Raw genomic sequence first — 15,203 nt, 5'->3', positions numbered from 1 at the left:
AGTTAAATTAGTGTTTACGCGCTTGCATCAAATCGATGAAGTGGTCAAATAATGGTGCTGCATCGTGCGGACCAGGGCTTGCTTCAGGGTGACCCTGGAAGCTAAACGCAGGTTTATCTGTACGATGAATACCTTGAAGCGTTCCGTCAAATAACGATTTGTGCGTGGCACGAAGCGTACTTGGCAGGCTTGACTCTTGAGCTGCAAAACCATGGTTTTGAGCCGTGATCATAACTACATCGCGGTCTAGGTCTTTAACTGGGTGGTTAGCGCCGTGGTGGCCAAATTTCATTTTTTCTGTTTTAGCACCTGAGGCAAGGGCTAATAACTGATGACCTAAACAGATACCAAAAATTGGTGTGTCGGTTTCTAAAAAGGTTTTAATTGCATCAATAGCGTAAGTACATGGCTCAGGATCGCCAGGGCCATTAGATAGGAAGATACCATCAGGGTTTAAAGCCAGTACGTCAGCGGCAGAGGTTTGCGCTGGTACTACTGTAAGTTTACAGCCACGGTCTACAAGCATACGCAAAATATTACGCTTTACACCGAAGTCGTAGGCAACAACATGAAACTTTTCATCAGCAGCATCAAGGGTTTTAAATCCTTCGCCTAATGTCCAGCTTGATTCGCGCCACTCAAAATTTTCCTTGGTTGAGACAACTTTTGCTAAATCCATACCTTTTAAGCCTGGGAAGGCTTGCGCGGCTTGTAGCGCTTTATTTTCGTCTAGCTCGTCGCCAGCAATAATACACCCGTTTTGTGCGCCTTTATCACGCAAAATTCGAGTTAACTTTCTGGTGTCGATGTCCGCAATACCTAAAATATTACGTTCTTTTAAGTAATCATCTAACGATTGCTCGTTACGAAAATTACTTGCTAGCAGTGGCAAATCACGGATCACTAGGCCTTTAGCCCAAATTTGATTCGCTTCTTCGTCTTCGCTGTTGGTACCCGTATTACCGATATGTGGGTACGTCAAAGTTACGATTTGTTCCGCGTATGATGGATCAGTCAAAATTTCTTGATAACCAGTCATAGACGTATTGAATACTACTTCACCGACTGACATGCCGTCAGCGCCGATTGCAGTACCGCGAAACACTGTGCCGTCTTCTAGGACTAACAGAGCGGATTTAGTCAAGTTAAACCTCCTAACAGTAAAAAACGGGAGTAAGCAATTGCTTAACACCCCGCCAATACCCAGAGGGATCGTCAAAACTAGATTTTTGTGAGCTTAAATAGTTTTACGCAGTCTTAAATGATGCCGATATAAAACGCTAAACCTTCTATCATTTTTTCTTGCCTAAAACTATTTTTATTCCCACTGAAACCCAGGATTTACTAGCCATTTGGGTATAATTGGAAACACGCATTTAGTAATTTTTGGCAAATTGGCTGCATAATACATGAAGTTGCTATTTAGGTCTAACACTTTTTAGTAAATTGTTACAAACAAGTCACTGTAGGTGAAATTAGACCCAAACAGTTAAAAAAGTAACTAAACTACTTAAGATCTAGCACATCTTGCATATCATAAAGTCCTGCAGGTTTGTTTCTCAACCAGCTTGCAGCCCTTACAGCACCTAGAGCGAACGTCATTCTTGAACTTGCTTTATGTGTTAATTCGAGTCTTTCGCCCATTGTAGCGAAGTATGCGGTGTGTTCACCTACTATATCACCCCCTCTTAGTACCGAATAACCAATTTCATTTTGCGATTTAGCCACTTCGACTTGGCTGCGGTCGTATACAGCAACTTCGTCGTGATCCCAGCCTTTAGCTTGTGCAATAGATTCACCAATGGCGAGTGCTGTGCCTGATGGTGCATCTATTTTATGACGATGATGCGCTTCAAATATTTCGATATCTAAGTCGTCACTAAACTTAGTTGCCGCTGTTTGTACTAGGTTTAATAGTACATTTACGCCAACACTGTAGTTTCGCGCAAATACAATTGGAATATGCTTGGCTGCATCGTGTAGTAGCGCCATATCGTCGCTTGTTAAACCTGTTGTACCAATAACCATAGGAATTTTTTGTGCTACAGCGGTTTTTAAATGGTTTTTCATACCAGCGGGAAGCGTAAAGTCGATTAAAACATCTACATTATCTATTGTGGTTTCTTCGCTAAAGCTAACACTGTTGTCGGCTGCGCTATTTACTTGATTTACATTAATGCCTAATAACGATGAACTACCACGAACGTATGCACCTGTAAGTTGTGTTTGCTCTTTAATTGTCACTGCTTCTAATAGAGCTAAGCCCATTCTGCCATTAGCACCAAAAACGCCTATTCGATTTGTAGTCATTGTTTTTACCTAATTTAATTTAAATCCATTTTTACTAATCTGAGTATATATCCGAAGCATTGCAAATACGCGCTTGGGCATTTTTATGCAGTTGGACAAATATTAATCGCTGAAAATAGCGTTACTTTGTAGATATTATCTAAAAGTCATGCAATAGTCAGGTGACCTTTTAATTTAATAATAATAACAATACCAGTTTACTTTAGCCATCTATACATTTAAACTTCTCTTTCGCGTCGATTTGGTCTTTGGCTTGCGGGCGCTGCGGTCTTCTTAATTAATAAAATAAGAGTGACTCGCTAAATTCAGCTAAAAGAGGAGTTTTTGGCTGTTGTATTACTAAACTGTTTACGAGGAATATGATGCAGCCATCATTTAATAAAAACAAAGCTATACTTTCTTTACTTCCCCTACTGACCTTTGTAGCACTATTTTTAGGCTCTGGTTTGTACTTGCAATCGCAAGGGGTTGATTACGCTTTTTATCAACTTCCTGCTCCAGTAGCTATACTACCCGCCATTATGCTTGCGTTTATTTTAAACAAAGGCACGGTAAACGAATGCGTTGAGACCTTTATTAAAGGTGCTGGGCACAATAATATTATAACCATGTGTTTAATCTACTTACTTGCAGGTGCGTTTTCAGCCGTGGCTAGTGCAACCGGTGGTGTTGACGCGGTAGTAAATGCAGGTTTATCACTTATTCCTCCCGCTTTGTTGCTCCCAGGATTATTTTTAATTGCTGCTGTTGTATCTACAGCTATGGGAACGTCAATGGGTACTATTGGTGCTATTGGCCCTATTGCTTATGCGGTGTCTATTAAAACAGGTATAGATCCAGCATTAATGGCAGGTACGATTGTATCAGGTGCTATGTTTGGCGATAACTTATCAATTATTTCAGACACGACTATTGCAGCCACACGTACACAGGGCTGTGAAATGAAAGATAAGTTTAAAGAAAATCTTAAAATTGCAGTCCCTGCTGCAATACTAACTATTGGCTTGTTGTTTTATTTAACACCCGCAGCGCAAGTTGTTGAAACCAAGGATTACGATATTTGGTTAGTACTTCCGTATGCCTTTATTTTAGTGTTAGCAGTTGCTGGCCTAAACGTATTTGTGGTGTTGTTTAGCGGTATTATTTTTGCTGCATTAATGGGCTTTACAGGAAGCTATGAAGGCGCAAGCTTTGTAAAAGATATTTACAAAGGCTTTACCGATATGCAGGAAATATTTTTACTATCAATGTTTATTGGTGGCTTATCTGAATTCATTCGTATTAATGGTGGCCTTGATTACATTGCTCAAAAAATTCAAGCAATTACTAAAATCATTGCAAAATGGCATCGCAAAGTGGCCGACCAATTAGGTATTGCCGCACTCGTTATGACAAGTAATATGTGTATTGCTAATAACACCGTATCTATTATTGTTGCTGGCCCTATTGCTAAAAAGCTTGCCGACGACGGTGAAATAACCGGTAAACGCTCTGCAAGTTTACTTGATATTTTTGCTTGTGTAACGCAAGGCTCACTGCCTTATGGCGCTCAAGCACTATTGTTAGGTGCAACCTTTAAAATTAGTCCGTGGGAAGTATCAACGTCTTCTTATTACTGCTTTATTTTAGCCTTTACTGCAATTGCTATTATTTGTTTACGTCGTAATAAAGCATAATAAATTGATTTAGTGCATGTTGCAGCTTATTAAGTAGGCTGCAACATGTGTTAAATTAGCGATCAACAAATCAATCTCTTCTGCTATAATCTTTGCTTCCGCGTGTCACTAAAATTATAGTTATTAAACAGTTATGAAATTTAAAAAATTACTCCCTTTTATTACCCTTACTTCTCTTGCTTTATCATCATCTGCTTTTGCTGCCAATTGGAGCAGTACAGCAGTACATATAAATAATGGCAGCCAAAAAAATCCATTTTCTAAGCAAGAATCTGATACTACTGTGTATTCAATCCAACATGCCTCTGGTTATGACTACGGCGATAACTTCTTTTTTATTGATTACAGTAAAGACGATACAACTGATGGCTATCAAGATAGTGACTTTTATGGCGAGTGGTACTCAACCGTTAGCTTGTCAGCTATTACTGGTGAAAAAGTAGGTACTGGGGCATTACTCGATGTTGGCCTAACCGGCGGTATTAACGTTGCTGGTGACGCTAAAATGATGAAATACTTACCAGGTGTTAAATTAAGTTGGGATGTACCTGGGTTTAACTTTTTTCAAACTTTAGTAACAGCCTACATTGATGACAGTGAAGGTGTGGCTAAAGGCGGCGCGCCAATTGAAACAAATAGCTGGATGCTTGATGTAGCGTTTGAATACCCTTTTACTATTGGCTCGCAAAAGTTTAGCTTTAAAGGCCACGCTGAATACATTGCTGAGCGTGAAGATGAATTTGGTAACGATGTACAAGCTTGGATACTCGCACAGCCTATTTTAGTGTGGGATATGGGTCATTCCATGCAAATGAAAGAAAACACCTTACTGCTGGGTATGGAGCTTCAGTACTGGCACAACAAACTAGGTACTGAAGTTACTGAATCGGTTCCGCAAATACATGTTGAGTGGACTTTTTAAACACCTCGTATCCATTTTAAATAATGTGAATTTTAAGCGGAGCTATACTTTTAGCTCCGCTTTTTGGTTAACCTAAAACATTCAATTGAACAGGTTTAAATACTTAGTTATTGTTGTACTTCTTTTTAAGCCAACTTTTAAGCCAAGCGCTCGCCTTTAATAGGAGTTACTGAATGTCGTCGATTAAAGTGATTTGTTTTTCTACTTTATTGTTGCTAACCAATAATGCCTTAGCAGGTACCTCACAAGATACATCCGCCCTTTCATATGATGCACTTTTAAGTAATTACCAGTATGATTTTAAAGTAAATTACTTTGCATTTGAGTCGCAAAAGCAATCACTAAAAATGGCCTATATTTACCTAAAACCAGTTAAAGCTGGCATGCCTGTTGTTACACTTATGCATGGTAAAAACTTTAACGCTGACTACTGGACTACCACTGCACAATACCTACAATTTTTAGGCTACGGCGTGTTAACCCCTGATCAAATTGGTTTTGGTAAGTCGTCTAAACCAACTAACTACCAGTATTCGTTCGCAGCACTTGCTCATCATACGCACGCGTTAATGGACTCGCTTAATATAAAAGAGTCGATTGTACTTGGGCACTCTATGGGCGGAATGTTAGCAAGTCGCTTTGCGTTAATGTATCCAAACACAACTACAAAGCTAATTTTATTAAACCCTATTGGGCTTGAAAACTACCTACAATATGTTGATTATAAAGATACTAATTTTTTCTATAAAAACGAGCTTTCAAAAACACCGGAAGGCGTAAGAAAATACCAACAAAAAAATTACTACGATGGTAAGTGGGATGCCACATATTCAGCCTTAACTGACTTTATAACAGGGCAAATACAAGGCCCAGATAAAGAAAAAATGGCATGGGTAAATGCTAAAACATACGACATGATTTTCACCCAACCTGTAATAACCGAATTTAAAGATTTGACTGTGCCGGTTAAATTAATTATTGGCACACGAGATAGAACCGGTCCTGGTCGTAACTGGAAAAAAGACGGTGTAGATTACGAGCTCGGCCGTTACGATAAGTTAGGCAAAAATGCCGCATCACTTATCCCTAATGCTAAATTATATGAGCTTGATAATTTAGGTCATTTGCCGCAAATTGAAGATTTTGATCGTTTTAAAGATGTATTAAAAAAGGCGCTTACAACTAAATAGAGGTGAGTACTGAATATAAAAACCCCTGTAAGTAATTACTCACAGGGGTTTTTATTATAGAAGCTAAATTACAACTTACACTGTGGGTTTTTACCCTGCGCTTTAGCAGTGCTTTGCTCACTAAGAGCTTTACTCATTTGTGCTTGTAAGTCTTTAATACGACTACTTGGCGCTGGGTGAGTTGATAAAAACTCAGGTGTTGTACCACTACCTGCTGCACTCATATTTTGCCAAAGCGTTACCGACTCTTCTGGATTAAAGCCAGCTTCAGCCATTAAATCTAAGCCAATTTCATCAGCTTCTGACTCGTGAGAACGGCTAAATGGTAAAACAACACCGTATTGCGCGCCTAAGCCTAAGCCTTGCATAATTTCATTACGGTATTGAATGTTACCCATTTCAAGTGCTGCACTACCAAGCTGCATGCCTGTATCTAAAATAGAGCTTTGTGAAACACGCTCATTAGAATGCTCAGCAATTACGTGCCCTACTTCGTGCCCTAGCACTGTTGCTAATTGGTCTTGGTTTGTCGCTATCTTTAATAATCCCGTATGAACCCCAATGTAACCGCCAGGTAGTGCAAAAGCGTTAGCAGATTCATCTTCAAATACAACCACTTCCCAATTTTGCGACGCGTATTCTTTTGGTAATACAGCCACTACTTTTTCAGCAATGCAATTTACATATGCATTTGTTTTTGCATCTTTATTAATTGGCTGAGATGCTTTCATTTCGGCAAAACTAGCAGTGCCCATTTCACTCATTTCTTGGTCTGAGTAAAGTGCTATTTGTGTGCGCCCTGTTGGTGACGTTTTACAACCGGCCAAAACGGCTGTCGCTAATACTGCAAGTACTAGTTTTTTCATGATAATTCTCTTAAGTAATTAATTTTTTATTGCTTATAGAATAGCAAACACAGTGCCAGTTTAAAATCTTTGCTTTATATACACTATATTAAAAAGATGAGATAAGACGATAAAGTTAGCAGGCAAACTAAGTTTATCCAAATACAATGCCCTGTTACACTATAGGCCTTGTTTTTAGTGATTGTTGAGTTTACACATGGACGCCTCAGCCTCGTCTTTTAATACCCGTATTTTATTACCTTTACTAGCCAGTATTGTGGCAATTACTCCATTGGCTATTGATATGTACTTGCCTGCTATGCTGGTAATTGCAAACGATTTACAAACTAATATGCCAAATGTTCAAATATCGTTAAGTATTTACTTAGCGGGCTATTCTTTAGGTATGTTATTTTTTGGCCCAATTGCCGATCAAATTGGCCGTCGCAAACTTGCTCGTATTGGCCTAACCCTATTTGGCGCAAGCTCACTTGCACTCGCATTTACAACCGAAATCCATGCGTTTTGGACACTTAGAGCGGTGCAAGCATTTACAGGAGCTGCGGCAACCGTAGTCGTACCGGGTATTATTCGTCATATTTATCAGCAAAATACGGCTAAAGGAATGTCGTATGTATCAATGATTATGATGGTAGCACCGTTAGTAGCCCCCTCTGTTGGCTCATTTATTTTAGGCTTTTCTGTTTGGTCGAGTATATTTTTAGTACTTGCTGGATATAGCTTTTTAATATTGGCGTTTGTACAAGTGTATTTAATCGATATACCTATTCATAAAAATGAGAAAAAAGGCCTCGCGTTATTTTTTGATAGCTATAAAACAGTGCTAAGTAATAAAGATGCCCGTGCTGACATACTCAGTTCTATGCTTGTATCGTTCGGCTTTTTTTGCTTTTTAACCTCCGTGCCTTTTATTTATTTAGATTTATATAAAGTGTCAGAACAGTTATTTGGTGTGTTATTTGCGTTTAACGTAATGGCACTAATGTTTGGTAACTTTTTAAATACGCGAATAGTGCCTAGGCTTGGCTCTCGTAAAATGCTTTATATAGGACTTGTGTGTGGGTTTATATCGGGCTCTGCTCTTTTAACCTTTAGCTTACTACATTTATCTCTTTATTATATTGTGGCTGCTATTGCGCCATTAATGATGAGTTTAGGTGTCACGGCAAGTAATGCAGACTCGCTAATATTAATGAAGTTTGAAAAAAACACAGGTACAGCAACGGCCGTAATTGGCACACTTCGTTTTGGTAGTGGCGCATTAGTTGGCCCGCTACTCGCTATTATGCATGCAAAAAGCGCAGTGCCTTTTTCGAGTTTAATGTTTAGTGCTGTGTTACTCACTATGCTCGTACAGCTAATTCACTATAAAAAAGACAAAAAAAATGCCTCTTTATGAGGCATTTTTTATCAAAGCTAATAATCTTAAATTAATTAAGCGTCAGCAGCTTTAGAAACCATAACCATTGCAGGGCGTAATAAACGACCATTCAATGTGTAACCTTTTTGCATAACAGCAAGTACTGTATTAGGTGTTACATCGTTACTTGGTTGAATTGACATTGCTTGATGAAAATCTGGATTAAATTGCTCACCTTGTGGGTTTACAATTTCAACACCAAATTTAGAAACAGCATCATTAAAGCTCTTAACCGTCATATCGATACCTTCAAGTAACGGCTTTAATGTTTCATTTTCTTTGTCAGAAAACTCAATAGCGCGTTCAAGGTTATCAATTACAGGTAGTAATTCGTTAGCAAATTTTTCTAGTGCAAATTTATGCGCTTTTTCTACATCTTGTGCTGCACGACGACGAATATTATCTACGTCTGCGGCTGCACGAACAACACCATCATTTTGATCGGCAATTGTTTGCTTAGCGGCTTCAAGCTCTGCATATAGCATCGCTATTTCTGCTTCAGGGCTTTGCTCTTGCTCTGAATGTTGATCAGCGGCTTCAACTGCTGCTTCTACATCGGCCTGCATTTTAGAAATTTCTTCGTTTAATTCTACTTCTTGCTCAGGGTTTTGTGTCTGCTCAGACATAAAATACGTGCTCCAATTCTTTTCAACTGCGGTAATTATGGGGATTGAATAAAAAGATTCAAGAGTTAGATGTCTCAATTAATTTAAATTCTTGAATTATTTCTTCAATCTGCGCTGATTTAGGGCAAATTATACAAAAGCGGCTTTGATATTCTTGATTTTGAAAGTAAGGCACGCTTATTACAATCAATTCATCGCACTCAGTAAAAGGCAATTTTTCGCTATTAAGTACCGATACACCATTTTTAAAAGCAAGTTTATCTTCTACATAATTTAAAAACGAAACACCAATATTTAAACTTTGTTCGCAGTCTATTTGTTTGTAGAGGTAATTTTCACCAACAACAATACTATTATCTGAGCCTAATTTTTGGCTTAGTTGTCGCGTCCACTGATTAAGTGAATCATGACAATTGTTAGGGGCTGTATTGGCCATTGCTTGCATACGGTACAAACCTTCCATTAAGGTCTGTTGGCTAAATACCGTATTTAACCACGTCGCAAATTGATAACGAACGGAGTCTGACGAATCATGAGGTTTATCAATACAAATATTATGACTCTGCCCTGCCCTATCTATTAATAAAATAAGCCAGTCGGTAGAATCAAAATCAAGCACTTCCACTCTAAATACTTGCTGTGAGCTGGCTTGTGGTAAACCAACGCAACAACACACTTGATATTTTTGGCTCAAGGCATGCGCGAGCTCAACGAGTTGTGATTGCTCCGGTTGCCAATAAGTAGCAATATCAGCCAGCACAAAAAATTCGTCAAACCAATAATCAAACCCTTCATTTGTCGGCACTCGCCCAGCGGATGTATGAGGTGAATACAATAAGCCCACTTTTTCTAAGCGAGCCATAGCATTACGTACCGTTGCCGAACACACTGCCATCCCTTTAAGCTTAGCAATTTTTGTTGATGGGACGGGCAAACCCTCACCATTACAGTACATGTTCATAACAGCTGAAAAAATTTGCTGATCTCGTGGGTTTAGTTTCATGGTATCTACATCTTGTTGCATGAAAGAGATATCGGGGCGTTTAGTTGTTTTTCAAGTCGTGCAGCTAACTCACAGTGAATAAAACTGATGGTTTATAATATTGCTATAATCTGTATTTTCAAACACTTCTGTTTTGAGTTACTCTACAATTATTAAATCTCTTTATGCGTACATTATGGACTCTCCTTTTAACACCATAGGCCTAATTGGCAAACCTAATCATCCGGGAGCAGCGGCTACTCTGCAGCGTCTACATACATTTTTACTTGCGCTTGGTTTTGAGGTAATTGTAGAAAAACGCACGGGGGGTCAATTAGATAATATCCCTTCAGACAAACTCGTTAAATTAGTCGACTTAGGTGAACAAGCCGATTTAGCCATTGTTGTAGGCGGTGACGGTAACATGCTTGGCGCAGCACGCGTGCTTGCACGCTTTAATATTGCTGTTATTGGTGTAAATAGAGGTAACCTTGGCTTTTTAACTGATTTAAACCCTGAAGGGTTTGAAGCGAGCTTAGAGCAAGTCCTCAGTGGTGAATATCTTGAAGAAAAACGCTTTTTATTAGAAGTAGAAGTATATCGCCATAACGAATTAAAAAGTGCAAACTCAGCCGTTAACGAAGCGGTACTTCATGCCGATAAAGTAGCTCACATGATTGAGTTTGAAGCCTTTATAAATAATGACTTTGTATTCTCTCAGCGCTCTGATGGTTTAATCGTATCAACCCCTACAGGCTCTACAGCCTATTCGCTATCCGGTGGCGGGCCAATATTAACGCCAGAGCTAAATGCAATCTCGTTAGTACCTATGTTTCCTCATACCTTATCTAGCAGACCTTTAGTAGTAGATGCCGATAATGAAGTTCGTTTAAAGCTAAGCTTAGAAAACACAGACAGCCTTCAAGTAAGTTGCGACAGCCATGTCGTGCTTGCCGTATTGCCCGGCGATGAAGTAGTCATTAAAAAAGCCGATAAACAATTGCGCTTAATTCATCCAAAAAATTACTCGTACTACAACGTTTTGCGTACAAAACTTAATTGGGGTAGTCGTTTGTACTAGGGCGCGCTTATCTTTCGAGGTTAAATTTGCAGCTGTATATTTGGTATTTAGGCAAGGCAGAGCCTATGTAGTGTGGTTATTCCCCATAAATAGGCGATAACACAGCATAAAGGCCAAACATGCGCTGCCCTAAGGGTTCTTTCTAGGGGCAATTGACTCTTTGTTGCCTACATGGATGTAGGTAAGGGGCGTGAGCAGGACGCGGAAGCTTTGCTCGGTTTTTACTTAGCCCACTAGGTTTCAAACCTCTCGCCGCGATTAAATCGCCCCTAGATTGAACAAATCTTAATCCTGAAAGGTCAACACGCCCTATTCTTATTGCCAAATTTGGTACTATAAAGCAAAATGGCGGCTCAAAATAATAATCAACTAATTTAGGAACGAGTAGCAATGACTTATGTAGTATTCTTTGCTTTACTGCTATTAATTACGCTTTTATACAGTTATCTCAAAATTGAGAGTAATCGTAAAAAAGCGATTGAAGCTAGAAAAAAACTATTTAATGAACGTGTTTTGCATGTAAATATACGCCTTAAAGCAAAACTTAATGAGCTACTTGACGCTAAAATAATTCGCCCAAAATATATTTCACGTATTCAAGCTGTTGTCAGTAATTTCTTTGTTGTTCAATCACATACAGACGAGAACTTGCAACAGCTTGAAGACACCGCCGACCTACTAATTAATACATTGTCCAGCGAGTTAATTAAAACTAATCAAACAGATATAATTCAACCATTGATTGATAATATACAGTACTTTGTATCTGAGTTACCTCAGCAAGGAATTTTATATAATAAGAGCTTTTATCTAAATACCTTACCTCCTCTCATTGCTCTGCTTAAAACCGAAGACATCGCACAAGCCACTGATATTATTGATGATCAAGTTAATACCTCTCCCCAAACGTCTGATACACAGTTTGATCAAGATGTAAGCGTTGCGTAAATAATAAAAAATTAATTTGCAAAAAACCAAAACACTGTATAAATTAACAGTCAATTGACTGGATGGATAAACAGTATGTTAATTGGTTTAGAAGTTAAAAACTTTGCAATTGTAAGTAATTTAAGCACAGAATGGCGCAGCGGTATGACCGCGATCACAGGTGAAACAGGTGCGGGAAAATCTATTGCTATAGACGCCCTATCACTGTGTTTGGGTGAACGCGCTGAAGCATCAGCAGTGCGCCCAAGCTCTGATAAAGCAGAAGTATGTGCACAATTTGACTTAACAAATTTACCGCTTGCTCAAGCATTTTTAGAGCAACATATGCTAAACAATGGCGATAATGAATGTTTATTACGCCGTGTTGTTTGCAAAAATGGCCGTAGCAAAAGCTATATTAATGGCAGTGCAGTTACTGCATCACAATTAAAAGAGCTTGGTCAATATTTGATATCTATTCATGGACAACATGCCCACCAATACCTATTAAAAGCTGAGCATCAGTTACAGCTTTTAGATGCCTATGCCGGACATCATCATTTAGTAAACTCAGTAAATAAAAGCTATAAACAGTTTGCTAACTTACAAAAAGAATTTAAGCACTTAGAACAACAACAGCAGCAACAAGCAGCGCAAAAGCAATTGTTAGAGTATCAAGTTGCTGAGCTTGATGAATTTGCCTTACAAGAAAATGAGTTTGATTTAATTGAGGCTGAGCATTACAAACTAAGTAATAGCCAAACGATATTAGAATCGTGCCAACGTGAGTTACAACACTTGTATGAAAGTGATGAGCAAAATGCTTGTTCATTACTACAGCATAGCGCTCAACAATTTACTGAACTGGCTCAATATGACGAAAGTTTAGCAAGCGTGGCTGCACTGCTTAGCGAAGCCGCTGTACAAGTTGAAGAAGCAAGCCGCGAAGTGCGTAATTACACTGAGCAAACAGATTTAGACCCTGCCCGCTTAGGTGAAGTAGAGAATAGGTTAAGTGGTGCGATGGATTTAGCACGCAAGCACCATATAAAGCCACAGCAATTGGTTGAATTTCATCAATCAATTGCTCAAGAGCTAGAGTCGATAAGTAATAATAGTAATCGCTTAGAGCAACTAGAGTCAGAAATAGAAAACGCGTTACTTACTTATAAGCAAGCGGCTGATCAGCTAAGTAAAAGCCGCTACGAGTATGCTAATACACTTAACACACTAATAAGTGAAAGCATGGCTAATTTATCAATGGAAAACGGTGTTTTTGAAATAGCCCTAACTCAAGAGAGTAATCGTACACCAAACAGCTTAGGCTTTGATAACGTCTCATTTTTAGTATCAACTAATCCGGGGCAGCCACTTCAACCATTAGCTAAAGTAGCATCAGGGGGTGAGCTTTCTCGTATAAGCCTTGCTATACAGGTAATTATTGCCCAAAAAGTAACAACCCCAACGCTTATTTTTGATGAAGTTGATGTCGGTATATCAGGCCCAACGGCATCTGCCGTAGGTAAGTTATTACGCCAGTTAGGTAAATCTACCCAAGTGATTTGTGTTACTCATTTACCACAAGTAGCTAGTAGTGCGCATCAGCAGTTTTTTGTAGCTAAAGAAATATCACAAGGGGAGACGTTTACTCATATGCTGCCTTTGAATAAAGATGGCCGTATTAATGAAATAGCCCGTTTACTTGGTGGCGACAATGTAAGCAAAACCGCTAAAGCAAATGCTAAAGAACTAATCATGGCTCACGCTTAATGTGTTAGTAAAGAACGTCTTCAAGGATTAAATAATGCACAATACCTTAGTTGATTTTTGTATAATTTTAAGTTGGTTGTTATTAGTACTAAGTACCTGTTTGATCATATTTAGTAAATATAAACATACTTGTTTTAAACAACGTTTATTTAGCTTTTTAAATAGCTTTTTAGTTTTTCAACTAGCCGTTGTGGCCTATTACTTTTCTAACGAAAAGATAAATGGGCTAAGTGATTTAAGCATTAGTTATTGGGCTTTAATTACAATGCAAGTTACGTGTAATGTAGTTTGTTATTTGAGCGTAAAACGCAGGAAAGCTAAAATAAAGCCATCCCTTGATTCGTTTTCAATGGACTAATACGCATAACAATTAAGAGGAGCAAGTTCTGTTTTTTCCTTGCTCTTTTGCTTTATAAAGTAGTTCATCAGCTAACTTAATATCTAGGTCGATAGAACGCTCAACGCCCGCTGAAATTGCACCAATACTTATTGTTAACTTTACACTATGTGAAAGCTGTTTCACTGCTGAACTTTTAAGAGAATGATGGATTTTTTCTGCAATTTCTTCTGCATCTTCAATGGCTGCATTTGGGATAGCAATTAAAAACTCTTCACCGCCCCATCTTGAAGCAATCGCATCTTTGGGGATACTTCTCTCAAACGTTTTAGCTAAGTGAATAAGTGCTTCATCGCCAAAGTCATGACCAAATTGATCATTAATTTTTTTAAAATTATCTACATCAGCTAATAAAATAACGAATCGAATATGATTTTTTGTTAGTTCAGTTTTAAAAGTAACCAATTTATTCATAGCATAACGGCGGTTTGGCAGATTTGTGAGTGGATCTATAGTGGCTAGAAATTCATTTTTTTTACTTAAAGCGATTAATTTACTGCTGTACTTTTCTCTTGAAAACTCATAATAACCACTCAGCGATGCGACAATTATAAAAGCGAGTATAATTCTAATCGGAAACTGTTCAGGGTTATAGTCGTATATATTAAATGTATCAGCGCAATAGAAACCGAGAACAATCGCCGATAAAAATAAAACAATATCAAACGTCCCTCGTTTAAGCCCTCGAATTGAGTAAGTAACAGGAGAAACTATAAATATCCATATAGGCCCTGTACCTTGTGCTCCTCCTGTAAGTACCAGATAAAACATCAATGCATACAAGTTATATAAAATTACAGTTGCAGATTTCTCTACACCTCTGCCTATATTAAACGCCGATAAGTAAACAAATGAAGAAACAACCAAAGTAAATGCTAATAAATAGCTGTTGTTAATAAATGCCAAGCTAGCCATCGAAAATGTAGCTATAAACCCTGTCGAAGAGAAAAATCGAACAATGAGCTTCCTTTCTGAATTGTTTGAGTATTCGTACATAATTTCTATTTATTTTATTTGTATATAAAAGCCAACTTAT

13 protein-coding genes are annotated in these 15,203 nt (G+C 38.3%); 7 read left to right on the top strand and 6 right to left on the bottom strand.

Features of this window, described 5'->3' with window-relative positions; genetic code table 11:
- Positions 1-7: 7 nt before the first annotated feature.
- Both carA and dapB read right to left on the bottom strand, forming a co-directional pair.
- Positions 8-1,144, bottom strand: coding sequence for a glutamine-hydrolyzing carbamoyl-phosphate synthase small subunit (gene carA / locus GQR55_RS11395; RefSeq protein WP_007375827.1), 1,137 nt, complete (start codon positions 1,142-1,144; stop codon positions 8-10).
- Between the two features lie 362 nt (positions 1,145-1,506).
- On the bottom strand, positions 1,507-2,310 hold the full coding sequence (gene dapB / locus GQR55_RS11390; protein WP_166420685.1) for a 4-hydroxy-tetrahydrodipicolinate reductase: 804 nt from the start codon (positions 2,308-2,310) through the stop codon (positions 1,507-1,509).
- A gap of 362 nt (positions 2,311-2,672) precedes the next feature.
- Between dapB and GQR55_RS11385 the strand changes: the two genes are divergently transcribed.
- The 3 genes from GQR55_RS11385 to GQR55_RS11375 all read left to right on the top strand — a co-directional run bounded on the left by GQR55_RS11385 (position 2,673) and on the right by GQR55_RS11375 (position 6,098).
- Positions 2,673-3,986: a Na+/H+ antiporter NhaC family protein gene (locus GQR55_RS11385; protein WP_165728273.1), complete on the top strand. Its 1,314-nt coding sequence runs from the start codon at positions 2,673-2,675 to the stop codon at positions 3,984-3,986.
- Positions 3,987-4,119: 133 nt separating this feature from the next.
- On the top strand, positions 4,120-4,908 hold the full coding sequence (locus tag GQR55_RS11380; RefSeq protein WP_166420684.1) for a nucleoside-binding protein: 789 nt from the start codon (positions 4,120-4,122) through the stop codon (positions 4,906-4,908).
- 173 nt (positions 4,909-5,081) lie between these two features.
- Positions 5,082-6,098, top strand: coding sequence for an alpha/beta hydrolase (locus GQR55_RS11375; RefSeq protein ID WP_166420683.1), 1,017 nt, complete (start codon positions 5,082-5,084; stop codon positions 6,096-6,098).
- Between the two features lie 68 nt (positions 6,099-6,166).
- On the opposite strand, the gene GQR55_RS11370 is transcribed toward GQR55_RS11375, so the two are convergent.
- The gene (locus tag GQR55_RS11370; RefSeq protein WP_165728240.1) at positions 6,167-6,964 is read right to left on the bottom strand and encodes a M48 family metallopeptidase; all 798 of its coding nucleotides are present in this window, start codon (positions 6,962-6,964) and stop codon (positions 6,167-6,169) included.
- 196 nt (positions 6,965-7,160) lie between these two features.
- Between GQR55_RS11370 and GQR55_RS11365 the strand changes: the two genes are divergently transcribed.
- Positions 7,161-8,363: a Bcr/CflA family efflux MFS transporter gene (locus GQR55_RS11365; RefSeq protein ID WP_166420682.1), complete on the top strand. Its 1,203-nt coding sequence runs from the start codon at positions 7,161-7,163 to the stop codon at positions 8,361-8,363.
- Positions 8,364-8,398: 35 nt separating this feature from the next.
- On the opposite strand, the gene grpE is transcribed toward GQR55_RS11365, so the two are convergent.
- Positions 8,399-9,010 (bottom strand): nucleotide exchange factor GrpE, encoded by a 612-nt coding sequence (grpE, locus tag GQR55_RS11360; protein WP_166420680.1) that lies wholly within the window; start codon positions 9,008-9,010, stop codon positions 8,399-8,401.
- A 58-nt stretch (positions 9,011-9,068) separates the two neighbouring features.
- Entirely contained in the window at positions 9,069-10,034 is a 966-nt protein-coding gene (locus GQR55_RS11355) for an HrcA family transcriptional regulator (RefSeq protein ID WP_166420679.1), read from the bottom strand.
- Between the two features lie 154 nt (positions 10,035-10,188).
- Between GQR55_RS11355 and nadK the strand changes: the two genes are divergently transcribed.
- From nadK to recN, 3 genes are all read left to right on the top strand, one after another.
- Positions 10,189-11,073, top strand: a complete 885-nt coding sequence (gene nadK / locus GQR55_RS11350) for an NAD(+) kinase (protein WP_166420678.1) — start codon at positions 10,189-10,191, stop codon at positions 11,071-11,073.
- Between the two features lie 390 nt (positions 11,074-11,463).
- Entirely contained in the window at positions 11,464-12,021 is a 558-nt protein-coding gene (locus tag GQR55_RS11345) for a hypothetical protein (RefSeq protein ID WP_166420677.1), read from the top strand.
- Positions 12,022-12,096: 75 nt separating this feature from the next.
- Positions 12,097-13,770, top strand: coding sequence for a DNA repair protein RecN (gene recN, locus GQR55_RS11340; RefSeq protein WP_166420676.1), 1,674 nt, complete (start codon positions 12,097-12,099; stop codon positions 13,768-13,770).
- Positions 13,771-14,140: 370 nt separating this feature from the next.
- Here the strand turns inward: recN and GQR55_RS11335 are convergent, their stop codons facing one another.
- Positions 14,141-15,163, bottom strand: a complete 1,023-nt coding sequence (locus GQR55_RS11335; RefSeq protein ID WP_346774259.1) for a GGDEF domain-containing protein — start codon at positions 15,161-15,163, stop codon at positions 14,141-14,143.
- Positions 15,164-15,203 lie beyond the last annotated feature (40 nt).

This window comes from Pseudoalteromonas sp. Z1A8 (genome assembly GCF_011378855.1).
In the GTDB taxonomy this organism is placed as follows: Bacteria; Pseudomonadota; Gammaproteobacteria; order Enterobacterales; family Alteromonadaceae; genus Pseudoalteromonas.
This window is presented reverse-complemented; position numbering and strand designations above follow the sequence as displayed.